This is a genomic window from Streptomyces sp. NPDC047869 (genome assembly GCF_040704065.1).
Classification (GTDB): Bacteria; Actinomycetota; Actinomycetes; order Streptomycetales; family Streptomycetaceae; genus Streptomyces.
This window is the reverse complement of record NZ_JBEYRK010000042.1, coordinates 29,362-52,838: the sequence shown is the minus strand read 5'-3', so window position 1 is coordinate 52,838 and position 23,477 is coordinate 29,362. Positions and strand designations below refer to the sequence as shown.

The window sequence follows — 23,477 nt, the reverse complement described above, 5'->3', positions numbered from 1 at the left end:
ACTTCCGCGACATGTAGAAAGTCCGGGGCCGGCACCAGCGACCACGCCTCAGGGGCCAGCAGTGAAGCCACCCACCCCGTCCGGCCGTGCAGCCGCCCGACGACTCGCCCCGCATGGTCGTCCGCACCCTCACCACCCACTCGCCGGACTCAAGCCGCGGTACTCGCGACGAAGTCCAGGCCCTGCGGTGGGGTTGCCGCATCCCCGGGAGGCGGCCAGGGCCCGGGCGGGAAGCTGGTCGCGCTCCCCCGCCGCGTACAGCCTGCGTCGAACGAGGCGCCGACCTCGCTGCCCGAGCTAGTCTGCGGCGCCCTCGACGACCTTCCGGGCCGCTGCCGCGTGGCTGGCCCGCACCTGCTCACGCAGATCCCGCTGGGCAGGAGTGCCCCGTCGGGCGGGGCATTCCACCCGTACTGCAGGAGGCGTACGGCCGCGCGCACGACTCGATGACAGCCGAACTGGCCACCGTCACCGTCGCCGACGTGCTCAAACAGACAATCGCCTGACCCCTCGAGCGAGCCGCAGTCCACCCCGGCCGACCCACATGGATCGGCCTTTTTTCACCCTCAAATGTAACCAGATTTGTTACATCACCTGGGAGAAGCCTCCGACGTGCACCGATACGGCCCCATCGTGAACACGGCCGCGGACCAACCGATGAAGGCGACCTTCTTCACCCCGCGCTCACGGATGATCCACTCCACTACGGTGTTCAGCTCGTCCCGATCGCTGTTCGAGTTGGTCAGCTGGAACGGATAGTTCGGCGGGCCCGGCGTGAAACCTGGAGGTCTCGGCTTCAGAAGGTTCTGCTGGGCGGGGTTGACGTTGCGAGGGTCGTCCATCTTCGGCCGCGGCGACAGCCCCGAGCCCTGGAGGTCCATCATGAAGACGTCGTAACCGGCCTTCGCCAGCGCATCGGCCCAGCTGTACGACTTGAAATCGAGATCAAAGCCCGCGAGCACCGGAACGCTCCGGCCGTGGAGCATCAGGACGGCCGTGCGCTCGTCGAGGTGGCCGGGGGGCGTGCCGTCGCGCTCCCGCACGAAGAGTTCGACGTCCTTGCCCTTGTTCGCGGGGACGGTGGACTTGTGGGGGTACCCGGTGGTCTTTCACGGTGACGGGCATGAGGCTCCGTTCCATGAGCTCGGCCGGGGCGTCGTTTCCCCGCCCACACCAAGCTCGATGCGCGGGACGGTTCGCGCCACAGCAGAGGGCCAGTCGTGTGACGTGCACGTTCTCCGTGCTGGCGGCGGCCTGTTAGGTCCGCGACGACGTCCACGAAGCGTTCCTCACCCTCGGATGCGTGCTGATCTGTTGGCGGCGGCTGCGCTCTGTGTTGTGCGGCGCCGTGGGCTAGTGCTGTGACCGGAAACGTTCACGGTGTCGCCGAGGTCCTGTTCCAGGGTGGTGCAGGCCATGGAGAATGGGGCGGTGTGAAGCGGTCGACGCTGCGAGATCACAATGGCGTCATGGACCCGACCCGTCAGATCATCGTCGCGCTGGACTGTGACAACCGTCCAGCCGCTCAAGCTGTCGTCGATCAACTCGGTGACGAGTGCCGCTTCTACAAGATCGGCCTGGAACTCCTCACCGCGGTCGGACCCCAGTTCGTGGAACACCTCGTCGCCCAGGGCAACGAGGTGTTCCTGGACCTCAAGCTCTTCGAGATCCCGAACTCCGTCGCCGGTGCAGTCCGCGCGGCAGGCGCACTCGGCGTCTCCATGGTGACGGTGCATAGTATGGGCGGGACCGGGATCATGGCCGCCGCGGTGGATGCGGCCCGCGATTATCCCGACCTTCGTGTCCTTGCCCTCACCGTCGTCACCAGCATGACCGACGCCGACCTCGTCGACATCGGCGTTTCCGGCCCCACCGAGGGCCAAGTGCTGCGGTTGGCCAGCCTGGCCAAGCGGGCCGGATGCCACGGCGTGATCGCCTCACCGCGGGAAGTCTCAGCTCTGCGCAGGGCGTTGGGAAGCGAGGCCCTGATCGTCACCCCCGGAGTTGCCTTGGCCGGCGAGTCTGCTGCCGAACATGCCCGCCCCGGCACACCGCGGGCCGCCGTCGCGGAGGGAGCCTCACATGTGGTCGTGGGCCGCACGGTCACGCGCGCGCCGCACCCGCTGTCTGCATTCCACCGTGTCTGCGCCAACCTGTCGGCTCGTAGTTGAGCTCACAGGTCGGTAGTCAGGCCGCCGCGGCAAGTGAGCGTCCGCCCCAGCGGAGGCCCTTCTCGCTGCGGACACGGGCCCGCTCCCTGCGCTGGGCGGCCAGCACGTCGGGGTGACGGGCGTTGGCGTTGCGCCAGCGCAGGTAGACGTGCAGGGCCCGGGTCTGGACCGTGTGGTTGAGGTGGTTGGAGTTGGCGATCGTGAACTGCCGCAGCGGCCCGAAGTGCGCCTCGATCGGGTTGGCCCAGGACGCGTAGGTTCTACGCGTGCCCGCGATGCCGGAGCCCAGCAGGTCCCGAGTCACCGAAAGGCCGTCAATTTGCCTTGTAGGGCGTCCTATTGGCCTGCGACCATCCCGGCATGGACTCGCGCACAGTCGGGATACCCGAGGTGGACGGCACCGAAGACGTGGCCGTTGTGATCGATGTGATGCGGGCGTTCACCACCGCCGCTTGGGCTTTCCATCGCGGGGCCGACAAGATCGTTCTCGCTGCGGACGTGGGCGAGGCATTGGCGATCAAGGCGTGTCAGCCCGGCTGGCTCGCGCTCAAGGACGGGGCACCGGTTCGCGGGTTCGACCTGGTCAACTCCCCTGGCGTGATCCGGGATACCGACTTGTCCGGCCGAACCGTGATCCAGAAGACCACTGCGGGAACCGTTGGTGCCCTGGCGGTCGTCGAGGCGAAGCTGGCGCTGTGCGCCAGCTTCGCCGTGGCCGGCGCAACGGCTCGTGCCCTGGCGGATGCGGCCGCCGACTCGGTGACGTTTGTTGCCACCGGCGAGGACGGTCGTGCCGCGGAGGATCTGGCCTGCGCCGAGTACCTGGACCGGCTCCTGGCCGGTGATCGCCCCGACCCCGACCCGTATCTGCTCCGTGCCCGCACCTCCCCAGCCGCGGACGACCTGCGCGGCGGGCGGCGCCGCGGTGCTCACCCCGCCGATGTGGAGTTGTGCCTGGAGGTGAACCGGTTCGACTTCGCCATGAAGGTCGGACTCGAGGAAGGGATGGCCGTGCTGCGGCCGCTCCGGCCTCGACCAGATGCGGCGTCCGCTGTGCACCGCGCACGGTAACAGCACACCCAGTCGTTCAGGCTTCCTTGTCAGCGAACCTGGTCGCTCTTCGGCCCGATGCCTTTGCTCCTGGTCGGAGTTCCCTCCGGGGTGAACGAGTGGTGGAAGGTGAAGGCGTGCGGCGCGGAGCCGTGGTCTCGGAGGTGTTCCAGCTTGGAAACCCCGTCCTGCCAGGTGGGTATCACGCCGTCGGAGACCCACCAGAGCACGTAATTCGGGTGTCCTGTCCTCTCGAACCAGTCGTAGCGCCTGTTCAGCGCCTCACGGTGCAGACCGGTGTAGATGGCGTCGAAGGCGGGGCGCAGGTCTGTCCAGAGTGAGAGGGTCGCGGCCAGGGCGGTGGTTTCCGCCGTTCGACCCTTGCCGTACCAGGTCGGTACGGCGAACTCTCCCCATGCGCCCCAGTCCGCCTCGAAGAGCATGCCCCGGTCACCGCCTGCCGCTTCAGCGCGAGCAAGGTACCCGGGTTGCTGACCGATCTTTCGGTAGACGGCCTCACCAACGTCGTAGAACTCGCGCGTCGCAGGTGCGGGATCGGCGAGAGGTGACTTCAGGACGCCGAACGTGTACAGCGCAAGATGGGGCATACGTCTCTCCCTGGCTGGGGTACCTGGTGTGGACCCGATTCGGTGGCTTACCCATTGCGGCGAGGACTCGGGGATGACCAACTCATCCCGTCGCGAGTGGCTCAGCTTGAAGCAACTCCTTTGCGACCGTGGGCGATCGCCGAAGACCATGGGAACGTACCTGCCTCTGCGGGCCATGTCGAAGTTGCGTTTTCTCTGTCCCAGTGGCCTCTTGACCCAGGCCGACCAACTCGCCGACTTCGGTATTCGGATTACCGATAAGGCGGGCACCTTCGGCAGGATGGGCCAATGACCGAGATCATCACACCCCGTCTCCTCCTCCGTAGCTGGCACGACGACGACCTCGCGCCGATGGCGGACATCAACGCGGACCCACGGGTCATGCGCTGGATCGACGACGGCTCGGTGCGCGACCTGGACCACACGGCCGAGGACATCGAGCGGTGGGAGGAGGAGTGGGACGAGGAGGGCTTCGGCCTCTTCGCCGTCGAGTTGCTGGCCTCGGGCGAGCTGATCGGCTTCACGGGACTGTACGTGCCCGAGTTCCTGCCCGAGGTGATGCCCGCCGTGGCCATCAGCTGGCGACTCGGCTCACAGTTCTGGGGCCAGGGATACGCGTCCGAAGCCGCGCACGCCACGCTGGAGTTCGCGCTCCAGGACCGCGGCCTGGACCGCGTCGTCAGCATCAACCGGGTGGGGGACAACGCCTCCGAGAACGTCATCCGCAAGCTCGGCATGGTGCCCGAGCGGGAGACGACACACCCGGTGTACGGCTACCCACTGCGCGTTCACGCCATCGATCTCACCGAGTTCCAGGCCTGAACCGACCAAGTCGTGCTCGACGGCAACCACCGATTGACCGCTCTCGCGCAGCTGGTCGCCAAGGGCTGCCCAGCCCGGCTGGTCGAGTTCCGGCTGACGGCTCCGGTGAGTTCCGCGATCCTTCCGGACGTGATCCATTACTCGGGCCAGACGGGTCGTACCGGTTGATGCCGACCCATTCCGACGGTCCTACCAGCTGAGGGCTGCGTGGGGGAGGGTGTCGCGGGCGCGTACGACGTCGGGGTTGGCGTTGGCGCCGATGCCGGCACAGAGGTGTGGCAAGGGACGGCGGTGGGCGGCGCACGGGTGATCCGGCAGCCGCCCGCGACGTGGCAGCCCGGTGCCGACGTGGACGCCCCATGTCACGGAGTCAGTGGTGCCCCGAGTGCCGATGGGCCCTGGATACGGGTGGCGAGGTCCGCGATGGTCGCAAGGAGTTCGGCGGGTGGCTGGCCGAGGTCGAGGCCGTGGGCGGTGACGGTGATCCCGGCACGGCGGATGACGTGATCGGTGGCGTGGCGCCCCGCGGTGGCGGCGTAGACCAGATGTCCCTGGCCGAGGCCGAGCGCCGTGCAATAGCTCAGGAGCTGGTACAGGTGCTCGGTGGGCGCAGTCGTGGTGTCCAGGGTGGCGTACTTGGCATCCACGACGGTGACGATGCGGCCCGCCCGGTACAGCACCAGGTCCGGCCGCATACGGACGCGGCCCTGCGTATCCAGGCGGTGGTGTTGTTCCTGGGCGGCGATGCGGATGCCGTGCCGGGCGAGGGCGTCGCCGAGCGCGAGGGTGAGGAAGCGTTCGAAGACGGCCGGCATGGCGAGCACGAAGCCGTCGACGTCGGTGGTGCGGGCGCCCTCCGGCTGCACGGAGCGGTCTGTGAGCAGTAGCTCCGCCAGACGCAGGAGCGGTGCGTAGCGGGCGTTGAGGCGGGTGGGGGTCCAGGAGGGCAGCGGCGCGCCGGCCGGCAGGAGGTGGACGCCGCTGAGGTGGTCGGCGAGGTGACGCAGGGCGGTGGCGGTGCGTGGGGGGATGCCGGTGAGGCGGGCGGCGCGGTGGAGGGCCGCGAGCAGGATGCGGTTCTCGGCGATGTCGGGGGTGTGGTCGTCGTAGCGGACGGCGACGGGGAGAGGCAGGCCGGTGCGGCGTATCTGGTCGGCGGTGCGGATCCGGCCGCGAACCAGGGGCAGATCTTCCTCGATGGTGCGGTAGCCGTGCAGGACACCGGACTCCAGGGTGCGGCGGGTGGTGCGGGCGAGCAGATCCGCCAGGGCGGGGAGCAGGTTCTGCGCCTCGGCCGCGGTGACCGTTTGTGTCCGCCAGGGATCGTCGGGGCTGTAGGTGAGCAGGAACAGCAGGTTCCGCACCGGAAGTTTGGGCCGCAAATGGAGCTGGATCGCGCCGCCGCTCGGGGTGGGAAGGCGGACGAGGCCGGCCTTCTGGTTCCCGGACATGCGCCACCGGCCGCCCGGGGCGGGGTGCAGCCGGACCAGTCCGGGGACGCGCAGCAGTCCGGCGACCTGGTCGCCGGTGAGCGGCAGCAGGGTGCCGGGGCCGGTCTCGTTCACCGTGATGGGGACGGGACCGGCCCTGTGGGTCACGCTTCCTCCGTGCTCGGCCGGCCGAGGTCGACGGTGGTGGTGCCTTCGGTGCCGAGGGAGTCCCGGAGGGCGGCTAGGCCGTATTCCTCCGCCACGTCGACGCCGGTGCCGTACAGCTGGTCCTCCCGCAGGGGCAGGATCTGGGTGCGCCAGATGAGGTCGAGCCCCTCCGGGCGGGTGGCGCTCGTCTTCATCAGGTAGGACGGGCCGATGGCGCGATCGGCGTCGCCCAAGCGGGCGTTGAGCGCGTCCAGCAGCCGGGCGGGCGTGTCCGGCAGGTCGCGGGCTCGCAGCCAGTGGTCCAGGAGCCTGTCGATCGGCGGCTTGTCGGGAGACAGGCGGCGGAAGGCGAAGCGGCGGCGCATGGCGGCGTCGATGAGCGCGATCGAGCGGTCGGCGCTGTTCATCGTGCCGATGACGAAGACGTTGCCCGGCAGATAGAAGGGTTCCAGGGGGCTGTACTGGGTGGTGACCGGCTCGTCGCGGTATTCCAGCAGGAAGTACAGCTCGCCGAACACCTTGGCCATGTTGGCCCTGTTGATCTCGTCGATGATGAGGATGTGCGGGTTGGCCGGGTCCTTCCGGGCACGTTCGGCGAGCAGTTTCAACGGCCCGGGCAGCACCTCGAACGCCACCATGCCGTTGTCCGCCTTCACGGGGCGGAAGCCTTCGAAGAAGTCCTCGTAGGTGTAGGAGGGGTGGAACTGGACGAGCTCCACTCGATCCGGGCCGGCGAGGTGTTTGGCCAGGGCGCGTGCGAGATAGGTCTTCCCCGTGCCCGGCGGGCCGTGAAAAATGAGCTGGCGCTGCTCCTGTAGTTGCTGGGCGGTCTCCCTCAGCCACGCCAGGGGCATGAGCAGTTGCCGGGCGAGTTCCTCGGTGATCGGCGGCAGCTCCAGGGACTTGGTGACGTCCGCCTCCAGCAGCGGCTCGTCGACCACGTCCTCCAGCCCGGCGCGTTCGGCCAGTTCCGCGGCCACGCTGCTGATGTCGTACACGGTGGGCGGTCGGGTCAACTGCGCCTGCACCGCCTCGGGCAGCTCGGCGCGTGGCAGCGGCCGGTCCGCGGTGGCCCAGCGGACCGGGCGGCGGCGGGCGTTGTCCGAACCGTCGCTGTCGTCGTGGAACGCCGGCCCTTCGACCCTGCCGACGTGCACTTCCTCCGGGGAGACGGTGACCACGAGGTCGCCGGGCTGCATCAGGGTCAGGAAGACATGGAGTTGGTACACCGCCTGCCCGCGCAGCTGCACGCTGGCTTCCGGCATCGCGGCGGCGACGGTGTGCTGGATCTCCGGCTTACCGGCGTCGGCGGGAATCCGTGGCATCTCCCGCCACGACAGGGAGCAGTAGCCCTCTCGCAGCCAGGCGGGGATGAAGTTGTGCCCGTCCACGTTGTAACCGCGTACCAGCCAGCCGCGTTGGGCGTGCTCGATCCTTCCGCGCCGCCACCGGCCCACCCAGGGCTCGGAGTAGAAATTGACCCGCTCCCCCGCCTGTGTCTCGAGCACCCTGCGCAGGGTCAGCAGGTCTCGGTCGACGTCTCCGGAAGGTTCTGCCACGTCCTCCGCGAACGCCTGGAGGATGTCCTGTTTGTGGGTGGCGCTGGCGATGGGCAGAAACGTCTCGGGGAAGAGCAGGTACTGCAGTACGTGGATCTGGGCGCGGCCCATCTTGTGGCCCACCGACCGCTGCACCGCCAGGCACTCGTCCCGGAACGCCCACGGGTCGCCGAGCAGTGCTTCCCGCTCCGGGCGCGGCAGGCCGGCCAGGCGCTGTGCGAGCAGCACGAGAATCTGGAACTGGGCCCATCGGTAGTTCAAGAAGCCCTGGCCCCCGTTGATGAAGCCCTCCAGGGCCGGCACCAGGTCCGCCGGTACGGTCACGTCACGGCTCGCCCAGGAAAGGATCTCCGCGAGGATCTCCCGCTTCTTCGCCACTCCGATCTGCTCGGGCCGCAGCGGGGCCATGTTCACATAGAGCAGCTCGGCGGCCAGCACGATCGTCTCGTCCGGCGCACCGTCGAGCTGTCGGCGCAGCTTGACGAGGAACGTGTCCGACGACTCGTCCGGGCGGTCCACGAACCGAGCGCGCAGGTCGCTGACGGTGGGCTCCGCCCAGGCGTCCAGATGCGGTACGAAGGCGGACTTCCCACGGGTCAGGCCGTCATGGAAGACACGCCGCACCGCCTCCACGACCACGGCCCCTGCCGGCTTTTCGTTCGTCTCCTGTCCCATCGCCCTTCTGCCTCCCCACCGCGTCAACTTCAGTCGCCATTTTCGGCGTTCAGCTCGCATGATCCCAAACGCGTGGGTTACGTGAGGGCTTCCGGCGCAGGGCCGGCGCCTCCTCTCGTACAGCGGGCTCGGTCGGCGCGGCCGCCGCGTCCCTACCGGCCGGCTTGGGCCCCGAGTTCCGCGAGTCGGGTCAGGGCGGGCAGGGCCGCGGCGATCGCCCGTCGTTCCGCGGGCGTCAGCTGGGCGATCAGCGGGGTCAGGTGCCGGCCCCGGTCCTCCTGCCGGGACTGGCCGATCTTCCGGCCGTTGTCGGTCATGTGGACGAGGACGGCGCGGCCATCCGTGGGGTCGGGGCGACGCTCCACGAGACCGTCGCGCTCGAGCCGGGTGACCAGCTGAGTGAGACCTGGCTGGCTGATCTGCTCGGTCTTGGCGAGTTCGGTCAGCCGCTTCGGCCCGCTGACGGCCAGTGTGTCCAGCACGGACAGTGTCGTGAACGACAGCTTCTGCACGGCGGGGAGCCGGATGTAGTAGCGATTGAAGTTCTCGATCGCTCTGGTGAGGTCGCCGACATCCAAGTCGGTGTTGCTGTCGGCACGCTGAGTAGGAGTCACCCTGGAAATGTATCGCAGACTTATATAAGCTCCTGATCGATTGCGTGCCGGGGCCTCGTCCAGGCGCACGGTATGCATTGCACCTCGGCGCAATGGCGCGTCAACGGACTTGTAGAGCGCTAGGTGAGGAACACACCAATGACTGTGCGAATCGGCATCAACGGCTTCGGGCGCATCGGTCGCAACGTCTTCCGTGCGGCGGCCTCGCGGAGTTCGGAGCTGGAGATCGTCGCCGTCAACGACCTGGGCGACGTGCCCACGATGGCCCACCTGCTCGCTTACGACTCGATTCTGGGGCGCTTCCCCGAGGAGATCACCGCCGAACCGGGCGCGATCCGGGTGGGCGACCGGACCATCAAGGTCCTCGCCGAGCGCGACCCCGGCGCCCTGCCCTGGGGCGACCTGGGGGTGGACATCGTGATCGAGTCCACCGGCATCTTCACCGACGCCGCGAGGGCGCGCTCCCACGTCGACGGCGGAGCGAAGAAAGTCATCATCGCCGCTCCGGCCAGCGGCGAGGACTTCACCGTGGTGATGGGTGTCAACGACGGTGACTACGATCCCGAGCGCCACACCATCATCTCCAATGCCTCCTGCACCACCAACTGTCTCGGCGTACTGGCCAAGGTGCTGCACGACGCCATCGGCATCGACTCCGGCATGATGACCACGGTCCACGCCTACACGCAGGACCAGAACCTCCAGGACGCCCCGCACAAGGACCTGCGCCGGGCCCGGGCCGCGGGCTTGAACATCGTGCCCACCTCCAGCGGCGCCGCCAAGGCCATCGGCCTCGTGCTGCCGGAACTCGCCGGCCTGCTGGACGCCTTCGCCCTGCGGGTGCCCGTCCCCACCGGCTCGGTCACCGACCTCACGGTCACCACCGGCCGCCGCACCACGGTGGACGAGGTGAAGGAGGCGTACACCGCTGCGGCCTCGGGCCCGTACAAGGGCCTGCTGTCCTACGTGGACGCCCCGCTGGTCAGCACCGACATCGTGGGCGACCCGGCCTCCTGTGTCTTCGACGCCGGCCTCACCCGGGTGTCCGGCCCGCAGGTCAAGGTCGTCGGCTGGTACGACAACGAGTGGGGCTACTCGAACCGCCTCATCGACCTCTCACTTCTCATCGGGTCGACTCTGTAGTCCCTCGCCGGCCCGGCGTCTGCACCACCCGCACGTCAGCAACCGTCGTCCGCCGAAGCGGCGGCCGCCGCTTCGGCGCGCCCATGAACAGGCGCGCAGCGCACCCGACGCCACCGATGCCGTCGGAGTGCCCGGATGCCCGACGAATCCCACGCACGACGCCACGAGGACAGGCCACATGAAGGCACTTCCGAGGTTACCGTTCGACAACCCGGACATCATCGGCATCGCACCCCAGATGCTCGCACTGCAGCGGGAGGGGCCGATCACCAGGGTGGGGACCGCCGGTGAAGACGCCTGGCTGGTCACCCGCTACGACGAGGTACGGACGCTGCTCGCCGACCGCCGGCTCCGTCTCAGCGATCCCAAACCGGAGCAGTCGGCCAAGAGCGCGGCCAGGGCCTTCATGGTCGCGCTGATGGCCGGGGACGACCACGAAACCGAGCCCGCAAGGCATGCGCAGATGCGCGCACTGCTCGTGCCCCGCTTCACCACGCGCCGTATGCGCCTGATGAAGACCCGGATCGAACACCATGTGGACGAGCTGCTCGACCAGTTGGCCGCCAGTGCTCCGCCGGTCGACCTGCACCGCGCGCTGTCGTTCCCGTTGCCGACCATGGTGGTCTGCGATCTGCTCGGCGTGCCGTTGGCCGACCGGGAACGGTTCGGGCAGTGGGCGAGAGGCACATTCGACCAGAGCGACAACCAGCACTCGGCCAACACCTTTCAGCAGGTTGTCGACTACATGATGGAACTCGTGGCGCGCAAGCGGATCGAGCCGGGCGACGACATCCTGTCCGAGCTGATAGCCGCGGCGGGCGACACACTGTCCGACGCGGACATCGCTCAACTGGGCAACGCCGTCCTGCTGTTCGGCTACGAGACCACCATTGTGCGCATCGACCTGGGCACCCTGCTGCTGCTGCGCAATCCGGCCCAGCGTGCCCTGCTGGCCGAGAATCCCGGACTCGCGCCGGCCGCGGTCGAGGAGATCCTGCGCCTGGGTGTCGGCGGCAAGGGATCCAACGCGCTCATACCCCGCTACGCGCACGGCGACATCACCGTCGGCGACACGGTGATCCGGACCGGAGACGCGGTGATGCTGGCCATCGGGGCGGCCAACTACGACGGCCGGGCGTTCCCCGACGGCGACCTGTTCGACCTGGCCCGGGTCAAGCCCAAGTCGCACCTGGCGTTCGGGTACGGCGCCCGGCACTGCATCGGGCGCACGCTGGCCCGGATCGAGCTGACCGCGGTGTTCGAGCGGCTGTTCCGCAGACTGCCGAACCTGCGGCTCGCGGTACCCGAGGAGTCGGTGCGCTGGCAGGAACACCGGATCACCGGCGGGTTCGACGAAATTCCCGTCACCTTCTGAGTGGCGTCGCACGAGCGAAAGCACAGCCGTCCACCGTTCTTGGTCACAGGCAAGCCTGCCGCGAGTTCCAAGTTGTCGGTCCGCCCGGAGGTTTGACGCTCCTTCCCCCATGCACAGACGTCACGAGGACAAGGAACCATGCCGGACACTTTCAGCGACTACGTCGACTGCACGCCTCTTCTCGACGACCGTGAGGCCCTCGACCGGTTCTACGACGAGCACGGCTACCTCTATCTGCGCGGCGCCTTCGACCGTGAACTCGTGGCGACCGCCGCCGAGCAGATGCTCCAGGGTCTGATCGCACTCGGCCACGCCGCTCCGGGCACCACGCTCGACACCCTCGCCATCGACTCCTACGAGGCGGTCGACGAGGTGGCGATGCACGACTACGTCAAGTACGACGACCTGTGGAACCACCCCTCGTCCCTCAAGGTCTGGGAGAAGGTCTTCGGCGAGCCCGTCTTCGTCTTCAAGTCGACGACGATCCGCTACTACCCCTCCGCCCCGGACACCTTGGAGCCGCACTTCCTGACGCCGCTGCACCAGGACGGCTTCTACATAGGCCCGAACAAGGACTTCCGCACCGCCTGGATACCGCTGCTCCCGACGACCCGCGGCACAGGCGGCGTCGCCGTCGCCGACGGCAGCCACAAGAAGGGCCCGCGCGAGCACGTCGTCACCGAGAACTTCCGCCGCTTCGGCCACGCCGTGCGCGGCATCCCGGCGCAGGAGTTCGGCGCCGACGAGCGGCTGCTGTTCTCGCCCATGGAGCCGGGCGACGTGCTCCTCTTCCACGCCTTCATGTGTCACAAGTCCATGCCGAACGTCTCGGTGGACCCGGCCGGCATGCGGATGTCGATGGACACCCGCATCCAGCCCGCCTCCTCGCACCGCGGGTTCAACGCTTTGACCCCCTGGCCGGAGTCCGCGAAGGACGCCTCCAAGGGAATCATGTCGAAGATCACTGGCACGCCCACCACCACCGAGTGAAGCCGTCACCCCCTCACCCGCCTCAACCGTCCCCCACAAACGCCCGGGTAGGCAGCACATGACGAAACGCGAGGGTCTCCCCCCTCTGACGGGGCCCAACGCGGCACAGGAGCCACGGGCCGGCATCGAACCGGCCGCCGCGGGGCTCAGTGGCATCGCCCTCGTGGTGGTGCTCACCGGCTACGCCCTGTCCATCGTGGACGCCTCCATCGTCAATGTGGCGCTGTCCTCGATCAGTGGCGACCTCCACGGCGGCCCCGCAGCGCTGGAGCTGGTGGTGTCCGGCTACGGCCTCACGTACGCCCTCGGCCTGGTGCTGGGCGGACGGCTGGGCGACGCCTTCGGCAGACGGCGCCTGTACGCCGGCGGGCTCGCCGCGTTCACCGTCACCTCCGCGCTGTGCGGACTCGCCCCGACCATCGAGTTCCTCGTCACCGCCCGGCTGCTGCAGGGCGCCGCCGCCGCCATGCTCGTACCGCAGGTGCTGGCGACGATCCAGGCGGTCACCCAGGGGCAGGCGCGCGCCCGTGCGATCGGCATGTACGGCGCCACCGCGGCTCTCGGCATGGTCGTCGGGCAGATCCTGGGCGGGCTGCTGGTCTCGCTGGACGTCGCCGGCATGGGCTGGCGGTCGGTCTTCGCGATCAATGTGCCGATCGGAGTGGCCGCGCTGCTGGCCGTCCGGCGCGTCCCCGCGACCAGGGCCGACGCCAGGCCGGCCTTCGATCCGGTGGGCACCGGGCTGTTCGGTGTCACCATGGTCTGTGTCCTGGCCGTGGTCGTGGCGGGTCCCGACCTGGGCTGGCCGCTGTGGCTGTGGTCGCTGCTCGCGGTCGCCGCGGTGGCGGCGCTGGCGCTGGTGCGTACCGAACGCGGGCTGGAGGCGCGGGGCGGCTCACCGCTGCTGTCCCCGTCGGTGCTCTCCCATCCGGGGATGCGCAGGGGGCTGGCGGCGATGGTGCCGTTCTCGGCCGGCTTCGGCGCCTTCCTGTTCGTCTACGCGCTTGTCGCGCAGGGCCACTTCGGCCTGGACGGCCTCGCCTCCGGCGGGGTGCTGGTGCCGTTCGCCGCGGCGTTCTTCGTGGTGACGCTGTTCACCCCGAGGATCGCGGCGGCCCTGGGCGGCCGGATCGTCACCCTGGGCGCCCTCGTCCAGTGCGCGGGCCTGCTGCTGCTGGCGCTGGTGATCCGGCTGGGCTGGCCGCATCCCTCCCTGGCGCTCGTGCTCGTCGGGATCGGGTTCTTCGGGGCGGGCTCGGCGCTGACCGGCCCGACGCTGTTCCGGATGATCCTCGCCGACGTGCCTCCCGCGCAGGCCGGCATGGGCAGCGGAGTGCTGGTGACCAGCCAGCAGATGGCGACCGCGCTGGGCGCGACCGTCGGCGGAACCCTCTATGTGTCCCTGTCCGGTTGGCTGTCGACGGTGTCGGCGGCCGTGCTCGTCGTCGCCCTGCTGGTGTGCTTCGCGGTGACCGTACTGGTGATCAGCCTGAAGCTCCCCGACCTCCGGTGACAGCCCGCGCCCCTCGAACGGCGCGATCCGATCCAGACCTGCTCGTCGGCAGGGGCGCGCCGTCGTTCGGCGTGCCCGCGCGCAGAAGCGGAGACAGCCAAGTGCAGCCACAGACAAGGACAGCCGTGGTGACCGGCGCGGCCAGCGGCATCGGCCTCGCCCTCAGCGCCCGCTTCGCCCGGGCCGGAGCCGGCGTGGTCATGGCCGACGTCGAGGGCGACGCACTGCACCGCCGGGCCGCCGAACTCACCGCACAGGGCGGTCGGGTCACCGCCGTGACCGCGGACCTGACCGACCCGGACGCCGTCGAACGGCTCGCGGAAACGGCGTTCGACGTGCTCGGCGACGTCGACGTGGTGTGCAACAACGCCGGGGTCCTCGGGCCCGTGGGACAGCCCCTGTGGGAGGTGCCGCTGGAGCGGATGCGGCAGGTCTTCGAGGTGAACCACTGGGCGCACGTCCTGGTGGCCCGCGCCTTCGTGCCCCGGCTGCTGGAGCGCGGCCGGCCCGCCCATCTGATCCACACCGCGTCGATGTCCGCCTTCGTCGTCGGCGCGGGCAGCGCCGCCTACGCCGCCTCCAAGCACGCGGACCTCGCCGTCGCCCGCAGTCTGCGCGCCGATCTGCGGGGCACCGGGGTCGGGGTGTCGGTGCTGTGTCCCGGCCGGGTCGACACTCCCATGGTCCAAGGCCTGACGGCCCCGCGCGGCGCGGGCGGTGACACCTCGGTGAGCGCCGAGGACGTCGCCTCCCTCGTGTGGGAGGCGCTCGGCTCCGACCGCTTCTACCTCTTCAGCAACTCCGACGCCCCGCTGCGGCTGCGCGATCAGTTCGACGACGTATGGCGTCATGTTTCCCTTCCGCCCCCTTCCCCCGAGGAGGAGCTGTGGCCCGCGCCGAAAGCGACGACCGTAGCGATGGAACACTGAGCATCGACCTGGAAGCGGTGCGGGAGAAGTACCGGCAGGAACGCGACAAGCGCACCGTCGGCCGCACCTACCAGTTCGCGCGCGGTGACTTCAGCCGCTACGCGCGCGACCCCTACACCGAGCGGCAGGAGCGCGAGCCGCTCAGCGACGAGGTGGACATAGCCGTCGTCGGCGCCGGCATCGGCGGCCTGCTGACCGGCGCCCATCTGCGCAAGGAGACGGGCCTCGAGCGCATCCGGCTGATCGACGAGGCCGGCGACGTCGGCGGCACCTGGTACTGGAACCGCTTCCCCGGCGTCCGGTGCGACGTGGAGAGCTACATCTACATGCCGCTGCTCGAAGAGATCGGCACGATACCCTCCGAGAAGTACTCCACCGGGCCCGAGATCTTCGCCCACCTCCAACGGATCGCCCACAAGTACGACCTCTACCGCGACGCCCTCTTCCAGACCACCGTCACCGAACTGCGCTGGGACGAGGCCGCCGGGAAGTGGCTGGTGAGCACCGACCGCGGAGATCTGATCCGGGCCCGGTACGTGGCCATGTCGATCGGTCTGATGCACCGCCCCAAACTCCCCGCCCTGCCGGGCCTGGAGACGTTCGCCGGGCACTCCTTCCACACCAGCCGCTGGGACTTCGACTACACCGGCGGCGACAGCACCGGCGGCCTGACCAAGCTGAAGGACAAGACGGTCGGCGTCATCGGCACCGGTTCGACGACCATCCAGCTCGCCCCGCACCTCGCCGAGTGGGCCGAGCGGCTCGTCATCTTCCAGCGCACCCCGGCCGCGGTCGACGTCCGCGGCAACCGGCCCACCCCGTCCGGATGGGCGGACGGCCTCGAAGCGGGCTGGCAGCAGCGCCGGATGGAGAACTTCCACGCGCTGACCTCCGGCGTCCCGCAGGACGAGGACCTGGTCCAGGACCGCTGGACCCAGACAACGGCCGAACTGGCCGCAGCGATCCTGCCCACCGGCGACACCGGGGGCGACCCGAAAAAGCGGGCCCTCGCGGCCGAACGGGCGGACTTCCTCAAGATGGAGGAGCTGCGCGCCCGCATCGACAACGTCGTCACCGACCCCGCGACCGCCGCCGCCCTCAAGCCGTACTACCGCGTGTACTGCAAGCGGCCCTGCTTCCACGACGGCTACCTCCAGACCTTCAACCGGCCCAACGTGACCCTGGTCGACACCCAGGGGCAGGGCGTTCAGCGGCTCACCCGGGCCGGGGTGGTCGCGAACGGCCGGGAGTACCCGGTCGACTGCCTGGTCTTCGCCACCGGCTACGAGCACGAGTTCGCCGTCCCGTACACCGATCGCGCCGGCTACGACATCGTCGGCCGCGACGGCGTGAAGCTGTCGGAGAAGTGGGCGGACGGGGCGCACACGCTGCACGGACTCCAGGTGAATGGTTTCCCCAACTGCTTCATCCTGTCCAAGGTGCAGGCCGGCCGGCACGTCAACATCGCCTACATGCTGGGCGAGCAGACCCGGCACCTCGCGCACATCGTCCGTTGCGTCGAGGAGCGCGGCCACCGGATCGTGGAGGCCTCAGAGGCCGGCGAGAAGGAATGGGTCGAGGAGATCCTGCGGCTCGCCGCCAACGACATGGACTTCCTGGAGAACTGCACGCCCGGCCTCTACAACAACGAGGGCGACCCGAGCGGACTGCCCCTGCTCAACTCCAGCTACGGCGGCGGCTCGGTGGAGTTCGTGAACATCCTCAGGCGCTGGCGCGAGGCGGGCGACCTCGCCGGCCTCGAACTGCGCTGACCACCCCACCGTTTAGCGAAAGGAGGCAACGCCCATGGACGTAACGCCGATACCCGGCGCCGCTCTCGGCGCCGTCGTGCACGGCGCCGATGTCACCGGCGACATGGACAACAGCCAGTCGGAGACGATCTGGGCGGCGCTCGACGCGCATCTCGTCCTCGTCTTCCGCGGCCACGAGACCCCCTCCTACGAGGAGTTCCTGGCCTTCGGCCGCCGCTTCGGGTACATCCCGAAGACCGGTCTGACCAGCGGCGCCCACCCCGGCCACAACGAGATCCTGATCGTCTCCAACCTGGTGGAGGACGGCCGCAAGATCGGCGTCGGCGACGCAGAATGGATGGGCTGGCACACCGACTACTCCTTCCGCCCCCGCGTCTCCCAGATCGGCTTCCTGGAGGCCGTGGAAGTGCCGTCCTCCGGCGGCGGGGAGACCCTCTTCACCGACATGTACGCCCTGTACGAGTCGCTGTCGCCCGAGGAGCGCAGCCGTCTGCACTCCTACCGGGTCCGCCACGCCCTGCGCACCGGGTACGAGGAGACCATCGAGGAGGAGCTCCAGGGCGAGGTGTCCCTCGGTGAGAGCACCGGACCGATCCAGCCCGAGGACGGCACCTCCACCATCCACCCCCTCATCGCCCGCAATCCGCGCACCGGCCGCCAGTCGGTCTACATCAGCACCCTGAACACCCAGCGGATCGTGGACCTCGCCCCCGACGACAGCCGCAAGCTGCTCGACGAACTGCTGGCACACGCCGGCAAGCCCCAGTACACCTACGCCCACGCCTGGCAGCCCGGGGACATCGTCATGTGGGACCAGCTCGGCACCGTACACGCCAAGCAGGCTTTCGACCCGGCCGAACGGCGCATCATGCGGCAGGTCGTCAGCATCTTCGACGACCCGGCCGCCCCCTGGCGCGCGGAGGTCGCCGCATGAGCACCGCCCCCGCCTGCCTCAGCCACAGCCGGGTCACGATCACCCCGGCGCTGCGGGCCGCCGTCGACCGGCTCGACCACCGTTCACGTCACCAGGCGGCCTACCACTTCGGCTGGACCACCCCCGGCGGCGCGCCCACCAGCGCCGACGCCGGCAAGGCCGTACGGCCGGCGCTCGCGCTGCTGTCGGCCGAGGCGGTCGGCGCCCCGCCGGAGGTCGCCCTGCCCGGCGCAGTCGCCGTGGAGCTCGTGCACAACTTCTCCCTGGTGCACGACGATCTGATGGACGGCGACGAGGAGCGCCGCCACCGGCGCACGGTGTGGAAGCTGTGGGGTCCCTCCAGCGCCATCCTGACCGGTGACGCGATGCTCGCACTCGCCCAGGAGGTGCTGCTGGACAGCGGGCTGCCGACGGCGGCGCCCGCCGCCCGGCTGCTGGCGCGCACCACCCGGCATCTGATCCGCGGCCAGGTCCAGGACCTGGCCTTCGAACAGCGCTCGCACGTCACGGTCGAGGAGTGCGTCGACATGGCCGCCGGCAAGACCGGTGCGCTGCTGTCGGCGAGCGCCGCGATCGGCGCCGTCCTCGCCGGGGCACCGGAGGCGACGGTGGACACGCTGGCGCTCTACGGCGACCAGATCGGCATCGCCTTCCAGCTCGTCGACGACGTTCTCGGCATCTGGGGCGACCCGGCCGTCACCGGCAAGCCGGTCCACTCCGATCTGCGCTCCCGCAAGAAGTCCCTGCCGGTGAGCCGCGCACTGAACCAGGACGGCCCGCTCAGCGACGAGCTGGCCGCCTGGCTCACCACCCCCGGCGAACCCGACGAGGCGGAGCTGCGGCGGGTGGCCGGCCTGATCCAGGACGCCGGCGGCCGGGACTGGGCGCTGGCCGAGGCCGCCCGGCGGATGGCGCTGGCCGAGGACGCGCTGCGCGGTGCCGAGCTGGACACCGGCGCGCGGGACGAACTCCTCGCGCTCGGGCGGTTCGTCGTCGACCGCGAGGTCTGAGACCGGGCCAGGCCGCCGTACCCGTATCCCCCCTTCTGACCAGCGCAGCACTCCCCTCAGGGCCTCCCCGTGCCCACCGCTACTCCGTAACCCACTCCTTAAGGATTCCCCCCATGCCCCAGGACGTCGACTTCCACATACCCCTGCCGGGCCGGCAGAGCCCGGATTACGCCCGCGCCGAGGCCGAGCAGCTCATATGGCCGCGCTCGCTCGGGCTGATCAAGTCCGAGGCGGCGGCCGACCGTCATCTGCGCGGCGGCTACGCCGACCTGGCGTCCCGCTTCTACCCCCACGCCACCGGCGCCGACCTGGACCTGGGCGTCGACCTGATGTCGTGGTTCTTCCTCTTCGACGACCTCTTCGACGGGCCGCGCGGCGAGAACCCGGAGGAGACCAAACAGCTCACCGACGCGGTCGCGGCGGCGCTGGACGGCCCCCTTCCCGACACCGCGCCCCCCATCGCCCACGGCTTCGCCGACATCTGGCGGCGCACCTGCGAGGGCATGACACCCGCCTGGTGCGCGCGCAGCGCCCGGCACTGGCGCAGTTACTTCGACGGCTACGTCGACGAGGCGGAGAGCCGCTTCTGGGACACGCCGTACAACTGCGCGGCCCAGTACCTGGCCGTGCGCCGGCAGACCATCGGGGTGCAGCCGACGGTCGACCTCGCGGAGCGGGCGGGCCGCTTCGAGGTGCCGCACCGGGTCTTCGACAGCGCGGTGCTCTCCGCGATGCTCCAGATCGCCGTCGACGTCAATCTGCTGCTCAACGACATCGCCTCGCTGGAGAAGGAGGAGGCCCGCGGCGAGCAGAACAACATGGTCATGATCCTGCGCAGGGAGCACGGCTGGTCCAAGGACCGCAGCGTCGCCCACATCCAGGGCGAGGTCCGCGTCCGCCTGGAGCAGTACCTCCTGCTGGAGTCCTGCCTGGCGCGGGTCGGCGACATCTACCGGCTCGACGGTGCCGAGCGCGAGGCCCTGGAGCGCTACCGCGACGACGCCGTACGCACCGTGATCCGCGGTTCCTACGACTGGCACCGCTCCTCGGGCCGCTACGACGCCGAGTTCGCGCTCGCCGCCGGTGCCCAGGGGTATCTGGAGGAGCTCGGCAGCACCGCCCGCTAGCGGCACCGCCCACCGGCACCCCGCACCGCGCCCGGCCGGCGTGGGCGGCGGCACGGCTGTGGGCTGACCGGAACGGCTGTCAACGGATCAGCAGAGACGGGAAGTTGAGAATCGAATGACCGAGCAGACCACCTTCTCGGCGGGATCGGCGCCCGGGGCGCTCCCCGTCGTGGGACACGCCCTGCAGATGATGCGTCACCCCGTGAACTTCATGACCTCGCTGTCGGCCCACGGCGACCTCGTCGAGATCAGGATCGGCCCCACCACGGCCTACGTCCCGACCCACCCCGAACTGCTGCGGCACGTCCTGACCAACGACCGCATCTTCGACAAGGGCGGCGTCTTCTACGACCGCGCCCGTGACATCGCCGGCAACGGCCTGGTCACCTGCCCGTTCGCCGACCACCGCCGTCAGCGCCGGCTGATGCAGTCGGCGTTCACCCGCGGCCAGCTGAAGCGGTACGCCGAGGCCATGCACGCCGAGATCGAGGACACGGCGTCGCGCTGGGAGGACGGCATGGTCGTCGACGCCTTCCCGGAGATGTACGGCATGGCTCTGCGCACGGTCGGCCGCACCCTGTACTCCACACCCGTCAGCCCCGAGATGGCGGCCAAGGTGGAACGTTCCTTCGACGTCGTCCTCAACGGCCTGTTCCGGCAGATGTTCCTGCCGGCCTCGGTCCGCCGGCTGCCCTTGCCCTCCCAGCGCCGGTACAGGAGCAACCTGGACTTCCTGCACGAGACCACCCAGCGGCTAATCGACGACTACCGCAGCTCCGACACCGAGCGCGACGACCTGCTCGCCGCCCTGATCGCCTCCCGCGACGACGACGGAGGCCGGCTCGGGGACGAGGAGATCCACGACCAGGTCATCACCGTCATGGCGGCGGGCACCGAGACCGTCGCCGGGACCCTCACCTGGGTCTTCTACCTCCTCTCCCAGCACCCGGATATCGAGGCCGCGCTCTACGACGAGATCGACACCGTCCTCGACGGCCGCGCCCCGCAGTGGGACGACCTGCCGAAACTCTCCCTGGCCGACCGGATCATCACCGAGACGCTGCGACTGCACCCGCCGGCCTGGCTGTTCACCCGACTCACCACCTCCCCGACCGAACTCGCGGGGCGCCGGCTGGCCACCGGCTCCACCGTCGTCTTCAGCCCCGCGGCGGTCGCCCAGTTCGAGGACGCCTTCGACAACCCCGGGAAGTTCGACCCCGACCGCTGGCTCCCGGACCGCATCGCGCCGGCCTCCCGCCACGCCTACGTGCCCTTCGGCACCGGCGCCCGCAAGTGCATCGGCGACCTCTACGCACGCACCGAGGCCACCCTCGGGCTCGCCACCATCCTCAGCCGCTGGTGGGTCACCTGCGAGCCCGGCATGGACATCCGCCCGGTCCCGCTGGCCACCGTCTACCACCCGCGCCGGCTGCGTCTGAGGCTGGACGCGCGTACCCCGCACCGGATGACCTCCGCCGTCCCCGTACCGGCCGGGGGCGACGCGACGTGAGCGAAGGGAACCTCGGATGGGCGCGCGCCTCAGTCCTGTTCACCGACCAGGAACGGTATACGCAGAGCCAGTAGGGCGACATCGTCGTCGAACACCTGGCGGCTCCGGCTGATCAGGGGGTCGCACAGCTCCTCCAGCGGTGCGGTGGCCAGACGGGCGGCCTGCTCGGCCAGGTCGCCCAGCCCGGTGTCGATGTCCTGGCCGCGGCGCTCGACCAGCCCGTCGGTGAACAGCAGCAGCGTGCCGCCGGGTGAGAGGGGGTGTTCGTGGCTGAACCGGGAGACGGACGCATCGATGCCCACCGGGATCCCGTGCCGGGCGGGAGCCAGATAGCACCGGCTCCCGTCCGCGCCGACCAGCAGCGGCGGCAGATGCCCGGCGTTGCTCCAGGGTTGCCGGGACGCCGGAGGAGTCGTCGGTGGAAGTCGCGATCGACGCGGCCAGCTTCGAGTCGGGCAATCGGCAGCGCGACGATCACGTCAGGTCCACCGACTACCTGGACGTGGCGCGACACCCCGAGATCGCCTTCCGGAGCGAGAGCCTGGAGAGATCGGGCCAGGGTGCCTCATTGCGCGGACGGTTGAGTGCCTGCGGAGTGACGCGGCCAGTTCTCGTCACGATCAACACCGTCGCCGGCGAAGACAAGCGGATCACGGTCAACGGCACGGCCACGATAGACAGATACGCCTTCGGCGTCACAAAGGCCAAGGGCATGACAGGCCGCCACCTGGAGATCACCTTGGAAGTCGTCGCGAACCGCTGAGGAGGGCCTGGCCCTTCGGTCTTGGCCGGCCCCCACTCGTCCGGCCCGCTTGCCGAGGGTCAGGCGAGGGCGTCGCGGAGGTAGGCGGGCAGCAGCCGACAGATCGAGGGATCCGCCGTCCAGTTCCGATCGGTGAGTTCATCCGCCAGGACGGTCAGAGGGCCGCCACCGCCGGTGCGGACCACGGCCCTGAACGTTTCCCCACCGCGGACCGGCCCCCGGGCGAGCTGGCAGGCCAGGACCGCACGGCCCACCTCGGCCGGGTCCGCGTCGGTGATCGCACGGCCGTAGCCCTTGCAGATCCACACACGGCTGAACGGCTCGTACAGCTGGACCTCCCACACCAGACAGCCGGGATCTCTCTCACGGGACATGGGTGCGATCATGCCCCTGATCGCCCGCCGCACCACCCGTACCAGCCAGTACTGTCCGAAAGCACACCCTCCTCGGCGCGGAGCTGACTTCTGTCACCGTGAGGGGCAAGTTTCAGACGTGGACGTGAATGCCACCCGGTCGGTCCTACGGGGGCAAGCCACCGGACCGGTCCGTGCGGACCAGGATTCCGGGGGAGTCGGGATCCACCTCGCCCGTGTAGTGGTCCGGTCAGAAGTACCTCCGGGTGCGGGGGCATGGCCGGCACCCGGCCAGAACGCGCGAGTGCTGCGCCAGACAGACAGCTACGGAGCCACCGTGCGAACAGGCTGACCATCAGCCGGGGCGACGCGAACCAGACGCCAGGTGATCTGGCGCTCGAAGACGGGCACGGCGTCCGCCGCGTCCCGTCCGCTCCCTCGATGGCAGAGTCACCCAGCAGCGCCCGCCCCTTGGGAGGCCCCGGCGTGCCCGTGAACGTGCTCAGCGAAGTACAGATGAAGGTGCTCGTCTGGGGGATCCGACAGGTGGACGCGTGCAACGATCGTGCGATGAAGAGTCCTGATCCCTCGTTCCGTCGGCGCTTGCTGATTGCGTCGCTGACCGTGCTGGCAGCCGATCCCCAGACCCAGATTGGCTGGCTGGCCCGGCACAAGGTGGTGACGGATGAGATCGCCCTGGACTTCGATCACGCCTTTGGCATGGCTGAGGTCCTGGCGGAGGAGGGGTATCTCGATCGCGGGGTCCTGCCCGACTTGCGGGAAATCGACGCCATCCTCAGCAAGATGAGCGGTCCTGAGAACGCTGATCGGTGGACGAAAGACGCGTTGTGCGTCGACGACGGATGGAGTCACGCCCGGCGATTGGCCCGGCGGGTTCTCGTTGCTGAACTGGGTGAATGGCAGCGGCCTCTTCCGGAGATCACTGTTCCCCGGTGACGGT

22 protein-coding genes and 2 pseudogenes are annotated in these 23,477 nt (G+C 69.5%); 16 read left to right on the top strand and 8 right to left on the bottom strand.

Features of this window, described 5'->3' with window-relative positions:
• Positions 1-590 precede the first annotated feature (590 nt).
• The gene (locus AB0924_RS35105) at positions 591-1,043 is read right to left on the bottom strand and encodes an alpha/beta fold hydrolase (protein WP_366913624.1); all 453 of its coding nucleotides are present in this window, start codon (positions 1,041-1,043) and stop codon (positions 591-593) included.
• Between the two features lie 318 nt (positions 1,044-1,361).
• Between AB0924_RS35105 and pyrF the strand changes: the two genes are divergently transcribed.
• Positions 1,362-2,171, top strand: coding sequence for an orotidine-5'-phosphate decarboxylase (gene pyrF / locus AB0924_RS35100; RefSeq protein ID WP_366913623.1), 810 nt, complete (start codon positions 1,362-1,364; stop codon positions 2,169-2,171).
• Positions 2,172-2,187: 16 nt separating this feature from the next.
• Here the strand turns inward: pyrF and AB0924_RS35095 are convergent.
• Positions 2,188-2,430, bottom strand: a pseudogene (locus tag AB0924_RS35095) (IS630 family transposase); the annotation flags it as partial.
• Between the two features lie 101 nt (positions 2,431-2,531).
• On the opposite strand from AB0924_RS35095, the gene AB0924_RS35090 reads away from it, so the two are divergent.
• A complete protein-coding gene (locus AB0924_RS35090; protein WP_366913622.1) occupies positions 2,532-3,242 on the top strand; it encodes a 2-phosphosulfolactate phosphatase in 711 nt (236 codons plus the stop codon).
• A 29-nt stretch (positions 3,243-3,271) separates the two neighbouring features.
• Here AB0924_RS35090 and AB0924_RS35085 read toward each other — a convergent pair whose 3' ends face one another.
• The gene (locus tag AB0924_RS35085) at positions 3,272-3,829 is read right to left on the bottom strand and encodes a DUF3291 domain-containing protein (RefSeq protein ID WP_366913621.1); all 558 of its coding nucleotides are present in this window, start codon (positions 3,827-3,829) and stop codon (positions 3,272-3,274) included.
• A 288-nt stretch (positions 3,830-4,117) separates the two neighbouring features.
• On the opposite strand from AB0924_RS35085, the gene AB0924_RS35080 reads away from it, so the two are divergent.
• Both AB0924_RS35080 and AB0924_RS35075 read left to right on the top strand, forming a co-directional pair.
• Complete coding sequence (locus AB0924_RS35080) at positions 4,118-4,651, top strand: GNAT family N-acetyltransferase (RefSeq protein WP_358939781.1); 534 nt, start codon at positions 4,118-4,120, stop codon at positions 4,649-4,651.
• Between the two features lie 12 nt (positions 4,652-4,663).
• Entirely contained in the window at positions 4,664-4,819 is a 156-nt protein-coding gene (locus AB0924_RS35075; RefSeq protein WP_358939783.1) for a hypothetical protein, read from the top strand.
• 194 nt (positions 4,820-5,013) lie between these two features.
• Here AB0924_RS35075 and AB0924_RS35070 read toward each other — a convergent pair whose 3' ends face one another.
• The 3 genes from AB0924_RS35070 to AB0924_RS35060 form a co-directional block, all read right to left on the bottom strand.
• The gene (locus AB0924_RS35070; protein ID WP_366913620.1) at positions 5,014-6,249 is read right to left on the bottom strand and encodes a restriction endonuclease; all 1,236 of its coding nucleotides are present in this window, start codon (positions 6,247-6,249) and stop codon (positions 5,014-5,016) included.
• A complete protein-coding gene (locus AB0924_RS35065) occupies positions 6,246-8,483 on the bottom strand; it encodes an AAA family ATPase (protein WP_366913619.1) in 2,238 nt (745 codons plus the stop codon). The genes AB0924_RS35070 and AB0924_RS35065 overlap by 4 nt, the downstream gene beginning before the upstream one ends.
• Before the next feature lie 152 nt (positions 8,484-8,635).
• Entirely contained in the window at positions 8,636-9,097 is a 462-nt protein-coding gene (locus AB0924_RS35060) for a MarR family transcriptional regulator (RefSeq protein WP_358939789.1), read from the bottom strand.
• Positions 9,098-9,235: 138 nt separating this feature from the next.
• Between AB0924_RS35060 and gap the strand changes: the two genes are divergently transcribed.
• The 10 genes from gap (at position 9,236) to ptlI (ending at position 21,400) form a co-directional block, all read left to right on the top strand.
• Positions 9,236-10,240, top strand: a complete 1,005-nt coding sequence (gene gap / locus AB0924_RS35055) for a type I glyceraldehyde-3-phosphate dehydrogenase (protein ID WP_366913618.1) — start codon at positions 9,236-9,238, stop codon at positions 10,238-10,240.
• A gap of 178 nt (positions 10,241-10,418) precedes the next feature.
• A complete protein-coding gene (gene penM / locus AB0924_RS35050) occupies positions 10,419-11,615 on the top strand; it encodes a pentalenolactone synthase (protein WP_366913617.1) in 1,197 nt (398 codons plus the stop codon).
• A gap of 138 nt (positions 11,616-11,753) precedes the next feature.
• Positions 11,754-12,605, top strand: a complete 852-nt coding sequence (gene ptlH / locus AB0924_RS35045) for a 1-deoxypentalenic acid 11-beta-hydroxylase (RefSeq protein ID WP_366913615.1) — start codon at positions 11,754-11,756, stop codon at positions 12,603-12,605.
• A gap of 58 nt (positions 12,606-12,663) precedes the next feature.
• On the top strand, positions 12,664-14,118 hold the full coding sequence (locus tag AB0924_RS35040; protein ID WP_366913614.1) for an MFS transporter: 1,455 nt from the start codon (positions 12,664-12,666) through the stop codon (positions 14,116-14,118).
• A 128-nt stretch (positions 14,119-14,246) separates the two neighbouring features.
• A complete protein-coding gene (ptlF, locus tag AB0924_RS35035) occupies positions 14,247-15,047 on the top strand; it encodes a 1-deoxy-11-beta-hydroxypentalenate dehydrogenase (RefSeq protein ID WP_366913613.1) in 801 nt (266 codons plus the stop codon).
• Positions 15,005-16,819, top strand: a complete 1,815-nt coding sequence (ptlE, locus tag AB0924_RS35030; RefSeq protein ID WP_366913612.1) for a neopentalenolactone/pentalenolactone D synthase — start codon at positions 15,005-15,007, stop codon at positions 16,817-16,819. Before ptlF ends, ptlE begins: the two co-directional genes overlap by 43 nt.
• A gap of 34 nt (positions 16,820-16,853) precedes the next feature.
• The gene (gene ptlD / locus AB0924_RS35025) at positions 16,854-17,753 is read left to right on the top strand and encodes a neopentalenolactone/pentalenolactone F synthase (RefSeq protein WP_366913611.1); all 900 of its coding nucleotides are present in this window, start codon (positions 16,854-16,856) and stop codon (positions 17,751-17,753) included.
• Entirely contained in the window at positions 17,750-18,763 is a 1,014-nt protein-coding gene (locus AB0924_RS35020; protein ID WP_358939804.1) for a polyprenyl synthetase family protein, read from the top strand. The genes ptlD and AB0924_RS35020 overlap by 4 nt, the downstream gene beginning before the upstream one ends.
• A 113-nt stretch (positions 18,764-18,876) precedes the next feature.
• A complete protein-coding gene (ptlA, locus tag AB0924_RS35015) occupies positions 18,877-19,890 on the top strand; it encodes a pentalenene synthase (protein ID WP_358939806.1) in 1,014 nt (337 codons plus the stop codon).
• Positions 19,891-20,005: 115 nt separating this feature from the next.
• Positions 20,006-21,400, top strand: coding sequence for a pentalenene oxygenase (gene ptlI, locus AB0924_RS35010; protein WP_366913610.1), 1,395 nt, complete (start codon positions 20,006-20,008; stop codon positions 21,398-21,400).
• Positions 21,401-21,429: 29 nt separating this feature from the next.
• On the opposite strand, the gene AB0924_RS35005 is transcribed toward ptlI, so the two are convergent.
• A complete protein-coding gene (locus AB0924_RS35005) occupies positions 21,430-21,729 on the bottom strand; it encodes a SpoIIE family protein phosphatase (RefSeq protein ID WP_366913635.1) in 300 nt (99 codons plus the stop codon).
• A gap of 83 nt (positions 21,730-21,812) precedes the next feature.
• On the opposite strand from AB0924_RS35005, the pseudogene AB0924_RS35000 reads away from it, so the two are divergent.
• Positions 21,813-22,163: pseudogene (locus AB0924_RS35000) on the top strand (YceI family protein); the annotation flags it as partial.
• Positions 22,164-22,222: 59 nt separating this feature from the next.
• Here AB0924_RS35000 and AB0924_RS34995 read toward each other — a convergent pair.
• A complete protein-coding gene (locus AB0924_RS34995; RefSeq protein ID WP_358939811.1) occupies positions 22,223-22,537 on the bottom strand; it encodes a hypothetical protein in 315 nt (104 codons plus the stop codon).
• 465 nt (positions 22,538-23,002) lie between these two features.
• Here AB0924_RS34995 and AB0924_RS34990 point away from each other — a divergent pair, with 465 nt between their 5' ends.
• Positions 23,003-23,473, top strand: coding sequence for a hypothetical protein (locus tag AB0924_RS34990; RefSeq protein ID WP_358939813.1), 471 nt, complete (start codon positions 23,003-23,005; stop codon positions 23,471-23,473).
• Positions 23,474-23,477: the final 4 nt, after the last annotated feature.